The organism is Kitasatospora sp. NPDC086009 (genome assembly GCF_044540385.1).
In the GTDB taxonomy this organism is placed as follows: Bacteria; Actinomycetota; Actinomycetes; order Streptomycetales; family Streptomycetaceae; genus Kitasatospora.
Genome location: NZ_JBITSA010000012.1, coordinates 69,882 through 81,333 on the forward strand (window position 1 = coordinate 69,882; position 11,452 = coordinate 81,333).

An 11,452-nucleotide genomic window follows, 5' to 3' on the forward strand; every position below is an offset into this window, starting at 1 on the left:
GGCGCGGGGAGCCCCCGGGGTTCGGCCACCGCGGCGGGGGCGCTCACCACCGGGTGCGGCGGCGCGCATGGTCCGGCGGAACGCCCGGTCCGGTCGGCTCAGTACCCGAAGGCCCTGGCCGTGTTCGCCGCGATGGCGGTGGCCAGCTCGTCCTCGTGCAGCCCCAGCGTCGCGGCCATCGAGCGGACGGTGACCGGGATCAGGTACGGCGCGTTGGGGCGGCCCCGGTACGGGTGCGGGGTGAGGAAGGGCGCGTCGGTCTCGACCAGCACGCGGTCCGGCGGGGTGGCGGCGAGGGCGTCCCGCAGCGGCTGGTTGGCCTTGAAGGTGACCGGTCCGGCGAAGGACAGGTACCAGCCGTGCTCGGCGCAGGTCCTGGCCATCGCGGCGTCGCCGGAGTAGCAGTGGAAGACGGTCCGCTCGGGGGCGCCCTCCGCCAGCAGCACCGCGATGACGTCCTCGTGGGCGTCCCGGTCGTGGATCACCAGGGCCTTGTCGTGCCGCTTGGCCATCTCGATGTGCCGGCGGAACGACTCCTTCTGGATCTCCACGCCCTCGGGCCCGGTCCGGAAGTAGTCCAGGCCGGTCTCGCCCACGGCGCGGACCTGCGGCAGCGCGGCGAGCGCGTCGATCTCGGCGAGGGCGGCGTCGAGCGCGGCGGCGCCGCCGGCCGGGCGCTGCTGCCCGGACCAGCCGTCCGGGTCGCCGAGGAAGATCCGCGGCGCCTCGTTGGGGTGCAGGGCGACGGCCGCGTGCACCTGCTCGAACTCGGCCGCCAGATCGGCGGCCCAGCGCGAGCCGGGCACGTCGCAGCCCACCTGGACGACGGTGGTGACGCCGACGGAGGCGGCGCGCGCCAGGCCCTCGGCGGGGGTGCCGGACTGCATGTCCAGGTGGGTGTGCGAGTCGGCGACCGCCACCGCCAGTGGGGCGGGCAGCGGCGGTGGCGTCGACCGGTCGTCGTCCTTCTTCGCCATCAGGCGGCGGGCTTCTCTTCGAGGCGCGGGAACAGGATCTCGCCCTTGGTGACGGTGGCGCCGGCGGGCAACCGGCCCCAGTCCGCCGCGGTGGCGACGGTCTGCGCGGACAGCGCGCCGAGACCGGCGGCCTCGGCCCCGAGCGAGACCCAGAGCTTCTCGGCGGTGGCCGGCATCACCGGGTTGAGCAGCACGGCGGTGGCCCGCAGCGCCTCGGCGGCGGTGTAGAGGATGGTCGCGAGGCGCGCCCGGCCCTCCTCGGACTCGTCCTTGGCGACCTTCCAGGGCGCCTGCTCGGTGAGGTAGCCGTTGACCTGCTTGACGAACTCGAAGACCGCCGCGAGGCCGCCGGCGAAGTCCAGCTCCTCGCCGATCTTCCGGTCGGCGGTCGCGACCGCCGCCGTCAGGCCGTCCGCGACGGCCTGCTCGGCCGGGCCGTGGGCCGGCGAGGCCGGCAGCGCCCCGTCGAAGTACTTGCCGACCATGGCCGCCACCCGGGAGGCCAGGTTGCCGAAGTCGTTGGCCAGCTCGGAGGTGTACCGGGCGGTGAAGTCCTCCCAGGAGAACGAGCCGTCGGTGCCGAACGGGATGGCCCGCAGGAAGTAGTAGCGGTAGGCGTCCACGCCGAAGTGCGAGGTGAGGTCCTGCGGGGCGATGCCGGTCAGGTTGGACTTGGACATCTTCTCGCCGCCGACCATCAGCCAGCCGTTGGCGACGACCCGCTTGGGCAGCGGCAGTCCGGCGGCCATCAGCATGGCCGGCCAGATCACCGCGTGGAACCGCAGGATGTCCTTGCCGACCAGGTGCACGGAGGCCGGCCAGAGCTCGGCGAAGCGCTCCGGGTCGGTGCCGTAGCCGGCCGCGGTGATGTAGTTCTGCAGCGCGTCGACCCAGACGTAGAGGACGTGCTTCTCGTCCCAGGGCAGCGGCACGCCCCAGTTGAAGGTCGAGCGGGAGATCGAGAGGTCCTTGAGGTCCTGCTCGACGAAGCGCAGCACCTCGTTGCGGGCCGTGGCGGGCTGGATGAAGTCCGGGTTCGCGGCGTAGAACTCCAGCAGCTTCGGGCCGTAGGCGGAGAGCCGGAAGAAGTAGTTCTCCTCCTCCAGCCACTCGACCGGCCGCTTGTGCACGGCGCAGAGCTTCTCGCCCTCGGTGGCGCCGTCCAGCAGCTCGGCGGGGAGCTTGTACTCCTCGCAGCCGACGCAGTACGGGCCGGAGTAGCCGCCCTTGTAGATCTCGCCCTTGTCGTAGAGGTCCTGGACGAACTCCTGCACCCGGTCGGTGTGCCGCTCCTGGGTGGTGCGGATGAAGTCGTCGTTGGCGATCTCCAGGTGCTGCCAGAGCGGCTTCCACGCCTCCTCGACCAGCTTGTCGCACCACTCCTGCGGGGTGACGCCGTTGGCCTCGGCGGTGCGCAGGATCTTCTGACCGTGCTCGTCGGTGCCGGTCAGGTACCAGACCTTCTCGCCGCGCTGGCGGTGCCAGCGGGTCAGCACGTCGCCCGCCACGGTGGTGTAGGCGTGGCCCAGGTGCGGGCGATCGTTGACGTAGTAGATCGGGGTGGTGACGTAGTACGCCGGGGTCGCGTCCCCGGTGGTGCTGTGTTCTGCAGTGGCCGCCATAGTCGGCAAGCTTAATCGGGTACGGGGGCGGCCCTCGACCCGTGCCCACCGGGGGCCGGCGCCGCCCGCCCGTCGGCGCCTCGCGCCGGTCCCCGGTCGGCTCCCGCTCCACCGGGTCGTCCGGCCGTCGGTCCGCCGACCGGCCGCCGAACCGTCCTCCCGGGCTCAGCCCGTCACGCGCGCCCAGAGCCGGGCCAGGCGTCCGCGCGGCGCGGCGGGCGCGGCCACCCGCTGGGCACCGGCCGGCTCGGCGTGCGCCGAGTAGCCCGGGGCGTGCTGCCAGGACTTGTCCGCGCTGGCCACCCGGCCCTCGCGCATGATCCGGACGGTGTGACCGCCGCAGCCCGGGCAGGTCGGCTTGAGCAGCGGCGACGGCACCCGGACACCGTTGGCGTGGTACTCGAACACGACGTGCCCGTCCCGGGCCATGTGGTGCTCGATGTCATACGCCTGCTCCCAGCCGTATCCGCAGCTCAGGCAGGCGAAGGAGTAGGCCTCCCGGACGGTCTCGACAGGGGTCTGCGGCCGGCCGGTCAGGCTGGGGTCGCTCAGCGCATTGCCACCGCGGGGGCTACCGATCGTCTCGCTCATAGCAGTCTCCCAGCGCCCGCCGGGCGCTCGCCCGGCTGGGTCTTTCCATCCCAGGAAATGCCCGGATCGCCCCGGCCGATGCCCCTCTTGTGAAGACTTGGACGCGGATTGGGAATCCCTATACGAAAGGGTGGATCCTGACCGAAAACCACGGCCAAAGCTTCAGCTCGGCGGGCGTTTACCGGGGCCTTCACTCCAAGGTACGCGCCCCCGTCACCCCCGGCACCTGCGGCTTTCAGGCCGGGCCGGCCGGCGTGTTCTTGGCCGCCACCACCGCGTCGAACACCTCCCGCTTGGGCAGCGCCAGCTCCGCCGCGACCGCCGCGATGGCCTCCTTGCGGCGCTCCCCGGCCTCCTCCCGGACAGCCACCCGGCGGGCCAGCTCGGCCGGGGTCAGCTCGGCCGGGGCGGCCGGCGGGGCGCCCGCGACCACCACGGTGATCTCGCCCCGGACCCCGTCGGCGGCCCACTGCGCCAGCTCGCCGAGCGGGCCCCGCTTGATCTCCTCGTAGGTCTTGGTCAGCTCGCGGCAGACCGCGGCGGGGCGGTCGGCGCCGAACGCGAGGGCCATCGCGGCCAGCGTCTCGGCGATCCGGTGCGGAGCCTCGAAGAAGACCATGGTGCGCGGCTCGGCGGCGACCGTGGCCAGCTGGCGCGCCCGGTCCCCGGTCTTGCGCGGCAGGAAGCCCTCGAAGGTGAAGCGGTCCACCGGCAGGCCGGACAGCGCCAGCGCGGTGAGCACCGCGGACGGGCCGGGCACCGCGGTGACCTTGACGTCGGCGGCCACCGCGGCGGCCACCAGCCGGTAGCCGGGGTCGGAGACGGACGGCATCCCGGCGTCGGTCACCAGCAGCACCCGGGCGCCGCCCAGCAGCGCCTCGACCAGCTCGGGGGTGCGGCCGACCTCGTTGCCCTCGAAGTAGGAGAGCACCCGCCCGGCCGGGGTCACCCCGAGCGCCTGGGTGAGCCGGCGCAGCCGCCGGGTGTCCTCGGCCGCGATCACGTCCGCCGTGGCCAGCTCGGTGAGCAGCCGGGGTGGGGCGTCCGAGACGTCGCCGATGGGGGTGCCTGCGAGAACGAGTACTCCTGTCACGGGCCCCATCCTTGCAGTAACCGGGCCCCGGGTGTTTTTGGTGACGATTCGGGCAGCTTCGGAGGGAGCCGTCCTCCCCGAAGGAAGCGCCCCTACGATGTGGCGGATGAACGGCGACACGGCGGCGCAGACGCCCACTGGTACAGACCACACCGCGCAGGGTGGCGTCGGCGTGCCGGTCCTGACGGACCAGGCGTCCCCCGCCGTCCCCGCCCCGCGCGCGTCCGGGGAGGAGGAGCGCCCGGATCCGTCCTGGCTGCGGCGCCTGGCCCGGCACGGCTACACGCCGCCGCCGAAGGCCACGCTCGCCGAGCGGCTGGTGCCGCCGATGCCGGACGGCCCGGGCGTGACGCCGGCCCGGGTCGCCCCCTCGCCGGTCCTGCTGCGGCTCGGCGCAGCCGTGCCGGCGCCGCTCTGGTCCTGGCTCTGCCGCTGGGCCGGCTGGCTCGGCCCGCTCCTGGTGGCCCTGTTCGGCGGACTGCTCCGGTTCAGCGGCCTCGGCGAGCCGAACGCGATCATCTTCGACGAGACGTACTACGCCAAGGACGCGTACGCGCTCTGGCACGGCGGCTACGAGATCAGCTGGCCGGACGGCGCCAACGAGCAGATCATGGCGGGGTCGGCGGTGCCGTACCGGCCGGACCCGAGCTACGTGGTCCATCCGCCGGTCGGCAAGTGGATCATCGGCGCGGGCGAGCAGCTGTTCGGGATGAACCCCTTCGGCTGGCGGTTCGCGGTGGCGCTGCTCGGCACGCTGTCGATCCTGATGGTGGCCCGGATCGCCCGCCGGCTGTTCCGCTCGACCCTGCTGGGCTGCGTCGCCGGTCTGCTGCTCGCCGTGGACGGCCTGCACTTCGTGCTCAGCCGGGCGGCGCTGCTGGACCTGGTGGTGATGTTCTGGATCCTCGCCGCGTTCGGCTTCCTGCTGCTGGACCGCGACCGCACCCGGGCGAGGATCGTCGCGCGCCTGGGCGGTGTGGCGGACTCCGCCCTGGCCCAGCGGCTGAACCTCGGCTGGCGCCCGTACCGGATCGCGGCCGGCGTCTGCGTCGGCCTGACCTGCGCGACCAAGTGGAGCGGCCTGTACGTGGCCGCCGCCTTCGGTGTGCTGACCGTGCTCTGGGACGCCGGTTCGCGCCGGCTGGCGGGCGCCGGCCGCCCGTACCTGTGGACGCTGGTCCGGGACGTGGTGCCGGCCTTCGTCTCGGTCGTGGTGGTCTCCGCGGTGGTCTACGTGACCTCCTGGTGGGGCTGGTTCGCCAGCAGCACCGTGCCCGGCCGGGGCGGCTACGGCCGGGACTGGGCGGTCGGCCGGGACACCGCGTTCCCGTGGATCCCGGAGGGCCTGCGGGCGCTCTGGCACTACCACTCCACGGTGTACGACTTCCACACCCACCTGAGCGATCCGCACACCTACCAGTCCAACCCGTGGAGCTGGCTGGTGCTCGGCCGACCGGTCTCCTTCTTCTACGAGTCCCCGAAGCAGGGCCAGGCCGGCTGCACCGCGAGCGACTGCGCCCGCGAGGTGCTGGGCATCGGGACCCCGCTGCTCTGGTGGGCCGGCGTGGTGGCGCTGGTGTACTGCCTGTGGCGCTGGGCCGCCCGGCGCGACTGGCGGGCCGGCGCGGTGCTCTGCGGCCTGGCCGCCGGCTACCTGCCCTGGTTCGCCTACCAGCAGCGGACCATCTTCCTGTTCTACGCGGTGGCCTTCGTGCCGTTCCTGGTGCTCGCCGTGACCATGCTGGTCGGCGCCCTGATCGGGCCGGCCGGGGCGTCCCGCGACCGGCGGATCATCGGTTCCGCGGCGGCCGGGCTGCTGGTGCTGCTGATCGTCTGGAACTTCCTCTTCTTCTACCCGCTGTACACCGGGCAGACGATCCCGATGGACGACTGGCGCAAGCGGATGTGGTTCAACACCTGGATCTGACGGCCCCGGGGCGGGAACCGTGCCGACGTGGTGCGCGACACGTACCAGATCCGTCACAAGACCCGGGCGTTTCGTCGGCGCACCGAGTTCGGCTGCCTAGGCTGGTCACCGAACGCGTATCCGGCCACCTCCGGCTGCGGCCAGTCGCCAGACCCTTGGGGGAACAGCACCATGCGCAGAGGCGCCAAGATCGGCATCATCACCGGCGTTTCCGTCGCCGTGCTCGCGGGCGGCGGGTACGGGGCCTACAGCCTCGTCGGGTCGGGCGGCTCCGACACCGCCGAGGCCAAGAAGGCCCGCACGGTGGTCGCCGAGCCTCCCAGCGCCGAGCAGGCCGCGGCCGGGGCCAAGGACTTCCTGGAGGCCTGGGCCGCCGGTGACATCGCCAAGGCGGCCGGGCTGACCGACGACCCGGCGGCCGCGACCGCCGCGCTGACCGCGTTCAAGGACCAGGTCAAGCCCAGCGCGCTGACCCTCGCGCCGTCCGGCCCGGCCACCCCCGCCGCCTTCGCCTCCGCGACCGGCACGCCCTCGCCGGGCGCCAAGCCCGCGGCCGCCACCGGCTCCGCGGCGCCGACCGCGGCGGGCACCGAGTCGCCGTCGGCCTCCGCCTCCGCCGCCCCCTCCGGGGTGCTGATGGGCTTCAAGGCCCGTGCCGAGTTCGAGGGCACCAACCGGGTCTGGGACTACAACGGCTTCCTGGGCGTCGTGAAGATGAGCGACAACACCCCGGCCGTGCACTGGGCCCCGTCGGTGATCCACCCGCACCTGACCGCGGGCGAGGTGATCGCCACCCAGCCGGTCTTCGCCCCCGCGGGCAACGTGGTCGACCGCAACGGCAAGGCGCTGCAGGGCGCCTCGATCACCCCGGCGCTGATCTCTACCCTCCAGGACAACGCCCGCAAGCTCCTCCAGGCCGACCCGACCAAGGACCAGAGCGACGCCGGGAGCGGCGTGGTGATCACCGACGCGGCCGGCAAGGGCGTCACCGACAAGCTGTTCACCATCGTCGAGCCGAAGCCGGCCAAGCCGTTCAAGGTCACCATCGACAACGCCGTGCAGGCCGCCGCCGAGAAGGCGATGGCGGACCTCGGCGGCAAGCAGGGCTCGATCGTGGCCATCGAGCCGAGCACCGGCCAGGTGCTGGCCTTCGCCAACGCGCCGGCCACCGGCCAGAACCGGGCCTTCGTCGGCCTGCTGGCCCCGGGCTCGACGATGAAGATCGTCACCTCGGCGGCCCTGCTGGAGGCCGGCGTCAACCCGGACACCCCGGTCGCCTGTCCGGTGAAGAGCAGCAACCCGAAGGCGATCCCGAACTCGTTCCCGGACGCCTACCCGAACAACACGCTCCAGCAGGACTTCATGATCTCCTGCAACACCGCCTTCATCGACCAGGGCCTGGCCAGCCTCAAGCCGGCCACCCTCGGTGCCACCGCGAAGGACGTCTTCGGCATCGGCCTGGAGTGGAAGACCGGCCTGCCCAACGTCGACGGCCGGGTGCCGGACCCGGGCGCCAACAAGGACGAGCAGGCCATGCAGTCGATCGGCCAGGGCAAGGTCCAGATGAACCCGCTGGCCATCGCCTCGATCACCGCCACGGTGCAGAGCGGTGAGTTCAAGCAGCCGATCCTGGTCGCCGACCTGCCGCAGCAGAAGGCCGCCCGCAACCTCTCCGCGGACGCCGACGCCAAGCTGAAGGCGATGATGGCCGCCACCGCCAAGGACGGCACGGCCAAGGCCGCGATGGCCGGCATCTCGGACAACGCCGGTGCCAAGACCGGCTCGGCCGAGGTCGCCGGGATGGACACCACCAACAGCTGGTTCACCGCCTACCGGGGCAACATCGCCGTCGCCGCCGAGGTCCAGGCCGGTGGCCACGGCGCCGACGCGGCCGGCCCGGCCGTCGCCGCCGTCATCAAGGCGGCCGGCAACCGCTGACGCCCGGCCGGCGCCGCCCCGCGGTCAGCCCCGGGGCAGCGCCGGCTCCGGCCGGGTCAGCAGGCAGCCGGCCGGCACCGGCGGGCTCCCGCTCCACCGCCGGGCGGCCAGCCGGGGCCAGATCACCAGGACGGCCGGCAGCGCCAGGTAGCCGAAGCGCCCGGCCGGCGCCAGCATGAACGCGATCGCCAGCCCCGCCGCCAGCAGGTCGGCGGCGGCGATCGCGGAGACCGGCGGCCGGGCCAGCAGCCAGATCGCCACCCCCAGCCCGCCCACCGTCATCAGCGCCAGCGACACGGTGTGCCCGGTCGGGCCGAACCCGGCCAGCACCTTGCCGGGCAGCGGGCTGCCGGCCGGCGTCTGGATCGCGGTCAGCCCCAGGGGGAACCGCACCACCTGTTCGCGCAGCTCGTCGGCCCGGACCAGCACCGAGGGCAGGATCACCAGCAGGCCGGTGCCGAGCGCGGTCAGTCCGGCCCGGGCCGCCGGGCGCCGCCCGTAGAGCCGCCACAGCAGCAGGACGGCCACCGGCAGCGCCGGCCAGGCCGTCCACTTCAGGGTGCAGGCCAGCGCGAGCACCAGCCCGGCGCCGATGGTGCGGTCCCGTTCGGCGAGGGCCATGGCCAGGCAGCAGACCCCGATCAGCGGCAGGTCCACCCCGCCGACCGCCAGGGCCAGCGCGATCAGCGGCGAGGCGGTGAGCACCGCGAGCGGCAGCAGCGGGGCCCGGTCCCGGGACGGCCGCAGCAGCCGCCAGCTGGCCAGCAGGCAGGCCAGGAAGGTCAGCGCGAACCAGATCCGGGCGTCCCCCACCACCCGCGCCACCGGATTGCCGCTGCCCACCAGGGCGCGCGGCATCCCGAACAGCGTCATCGCCGGCAGGTAGGGGTTGTAGTCGGTGACCACCACCGGGTGCGGCAGGTACGGGCTGCCGGTGGTGAGCAGCAGGTGCGCCGAGCGCTCGACCACCATCACCTCGGACTGGTGGCGGCCCTGCAGTGCCAGCAGCGCCAACGGCACCAGGACGGCGCCCAGGAGGGCGACCCCGGCGGCCGCACGGGCCGCCCACCGGCGCGGCAGGGTCAGGCAGAACAGCCCGGCGAGGGCGTACGCGGGGGCCGCGACGGTCCCCCAGAGCCGCTGGTTGGGCAGGTCCGACACGAGCGGGAAGGCCGCCGCCCAGCCGGCCGCCACCAGGCAGCCGAACAGTTGGACGCGCCGCAGCGCGGCGAGCCGGGTCGGGTTCAGCCGATCGGGCGGGGTGCCGGTGGACCGGTCACCACGCTGACGGGGGAACGGCCGGGGCGCCGCCGTACCGCGCGGACGGTCTCGTCGGGTCGGCGGCCCGGCCTCTGCGGGCGGGGCCGGCGCGGCCCCACGGCCGGTGAAGCGGCCGCGCGGGCGGGAGTAGCCGGGCGTGCGGGTGCTCACCATGGTGGAAGGTTATGGGCGGGGGCCACGCCGTGTCGCCATCTCCGGGCCGGGAGTCTGCGGTGGCACGGACGGGGCCGCCGAGTGGCATTCGCCCTTCGACGGCCCCGTCCGCGGGTGCTCGGTACGCGAATCTCAGCCGGCCGGGTTGTCGGCCGTGGCGTCGGTCGCCCGCGCCGCCTTCTCCAGCTTGGAGTGCTTCATGCTGTAGCCGAAGTAGACGACCACGGCGAGCGTCAGGGCGATCGCTCCGGCCCGGAACGTGTCGGCGTGCAGGCCGGTGATCAGGTAGATGCAGAAGCCGACGCTGACCAGCGGGACGACCGGGTAGCCGGGCACCTTGAAGCCGCGCGGCAGGTCGGGCTGGGTGCGGCGCAGGATGATCACGCCGACCGAGACCACCGAGAAGGCGATCAGGGTGCCCAGGCTGGTGATGTCGGCCAGGACGTTCAGCGGGATGAAGGCGGCCAGCGCGCCGACGCCGAGGCCCACCACGATGGTGTTCCAGACCGGGGTGCCGGTGCGCGGCGAGAGCTCGGCGAAGCGCTTGGGCAGCATGCCGTCGCGGCCCATCGAGTACAGGATGCGGGTCTGGCCGTAGATCACCACGAGGGTGATGCTGAAGATCGAGATGATCGCGCCGATCGCGAAGACGATGGCGGGCCAGCTCTGGCCGGTGATGTCCTGGAGGATCTGGGCGAGGCCCGCCTCCTGGCCGTCGAACTTCTCCCAGGGCTGTGCGCCGATGCCGGCCAGCGCCACCAGGATGTACAGCAGGGTGACCACGACCAGCGAGATGATGATCGCCATCGGCAGGGTGCGGCGCGGGTTCTTGACCTCCTCACCGGCGGTGGACACGGCGTCCAGGCCGATGAACGAGAAGAAGATGCTGGAGGCCGCCACCTGGACGCCGCCGATGCCCAGCGGCATGAACGGGGTCAGGTTGCCGGAGTGGAAGCCGGTCAGGCCGACCCCGATGAAGAGCAGCAGGATGAGGATCTTGATGCCCACCATGGCCGCGTTGACCTTCACCGACTCGCTGACGCCGCGGATCAGCAGGGTGCAGACCATCGCGACCAGCAGCAGGGCCGGCAGGTTGAACCAGTGGGTGCTGTCGGGCGCCCCGGAGACCGCCTCGGGGATCTTGAACCCGAAGGCCAGGTCGAAGAACTTGTTGAGGTACTCGGCCCAGCTCACCGCGATCGCGGAGGCCGAGACGCCGTACTCCATCAGCAGGCAGATGCCGACCGCGAACGCGACGCCCTCGCCGAGGGTGGCGTAGGCGTACGAGTACGAGGAGCCCGAGACCGGGATCGCGGAGGCCATCTCGGCGTAGCAGAGCGCGGTGAGGCCGGCGGTGACCGCGGCGATCACGAAGGACAGGATCACGGCCGGACCGGCCGACGGCACGGCGGTGCTGAGCACGAAGAAGATGCCGGTGCCGATGGTGGCGCCGATCCCGATCGAGGACAGCTGCCAGAGGCCGATGGTGCGGCGCAGGTGGATACCGGAGCGTCCGCCCTCCTCGGGCGCACCGGCGGGAAGGCCGTCGCGGCCCTCGCTCTCGGCGATCAGGGTCGAGACGGGCTTGCGCCGCAACAGGCGCGCGCCGAGGGCGTTGCTGGCCAAAACGAGGATCCTTGCTGGGCGAGGGAGGGTGTCCTAGCGGCCGGTCACTCGACGCGCCGTGGGGTGCCATCGGGGACCAACCGAACAAAGATGGGACAGTACCCCGCGAATGCACCAGTGTCGCAAACGAACAGTCGCGCGGTGCGCATTGTACGAATCGTCGCACTGGCATGCACAAACCGGACACTTCGCAAACGGCGGATCTTGAAAAGAGCCGCTAAGCCGCAGGTCAGCGGCCCGATCC

Annotated in this window: 8 protein-coding genes; 2 read left to right on the forward strand and 6 right to left on the reverse strand. The window is 72.9% G+C overall.

Annotation, left to right across the window (positions count from 1 at the left end):
• Positions 1-98 precede the first annotated feature (98 nt).
• From ACIF6L_RS25340 to rsmI, 4 genes are all read right to left on the reverse strand, one after another.
• Positions 99-977: a TatD family hydrolase gene (locus tag ACIF6L_RS25340; protein ID WP_329489297.1), complete on the reverse strand. Its 879-nt coding sequence runs from the start codon at positions 975-977 to the stop codon at positions 99-101.
• Positions 977-2,599, reverse strand: coding sequence for a methionine--tRNA ligase (metG, locus tag ACIF6L_RS25345; RefSeq protein ID WP_359803704.1), 1,623 nt, complete (start codon positions 2,597-2,599; stop codon positions 977-979). The genes ACIF6L_RS25340 and metG overlap by 1 nt, the downstream gene beginning before the upstream one ends.
• Before the next feature lie 165 nt (positions 2,600-2,764).
• Positions 2,765-3,190, reverse strand: coding sequence for a hypothetical protein (locus ACIF6L_RS25350; protein ID WP_396488730.1), 426 nt, complete (start codon positions 3,188-3,190; stop codon positions 2,765-2,767).
• A gap of 235 nt (positions 3,191-3,425) precedes the next feature.
• Positions 3,426-4,283 carry a 16S rRNA (cytidine(1402)-2'-O)-methyltransferase gene (gene rsmI, locus ACIF6L_RS25355; RefSeq protein WP_396488731.1) on the reverse strand — a complete coding sequence of 286 codons (858 nt, stop codon included), beginning with the start codon at positions 4,281-4,283 and terminating at the stop codon, positions 3,426-3,428.
• Positions 4,284-4,389: 106 nt separating this feature from the next.
• Here rsmI and ACIF6L_RS25360 point away from each other — a divergent pair, with 106 nt between their 5' ends.
• On the forward strand, positions 4,390-6,210 hold the full coding sequence (locus ACIF6L_RS25360; protein ID WP_359803709.1) for a phospholipid carrier-dependent glycosyltransferase: 1,821 nt from the start codon (positions 4,390-4,392) through the stop codon (positions 6,208-6,210).
• A 171-nt stretch (positions 6,211-6,381) separates the two neighbouring features.
• Positions 6,382-8,148, forward strand: a complete 1,767-nt coding sequence (locus ACIF6L_RS25365) for a penicillin-binding transpeptidase domain-containing protein (RefSeq protein WP_329489292.1) — start codon at positions 6,382-6,384, stop codon at positions 8,146-8,148.
• A 24-nt stretch (positions 8,149-8,172) separates the two neighbouring features.
• Here the strand turns inward: ACIF6L_RS25365 and ACIF6L_RS25370 are convergent, their stop codons facing one another.
• On the reverse strand, positions 8,173-9,582 hold the full coding sequence (locus ACIF6L_RS25370; RefSeq protein ID WP_396488733.1) for a glycosyltransferase 87 family protein: 1,410 nt from the start codon (positions 9,580-9,582) through the stop codon (positions 8,173-8,175).
• 132 nt (positions 9,583-9,714) lie between these two features.
• Positions 9,715-11,208 carry an amino acid permease gene (locus ACIF6L_RS25375; protein ID WP_396488735.1) on the reverse strand — a complete coding sequence of 498 codons (1,494 nt, stop codon included), beginning with the start codon at positions 11,206-11,208 and terminating at the stop codon, positions 9,715-9,717.
• Positions 11,209-11,452 lie beyond the last annotated feature (244 nt).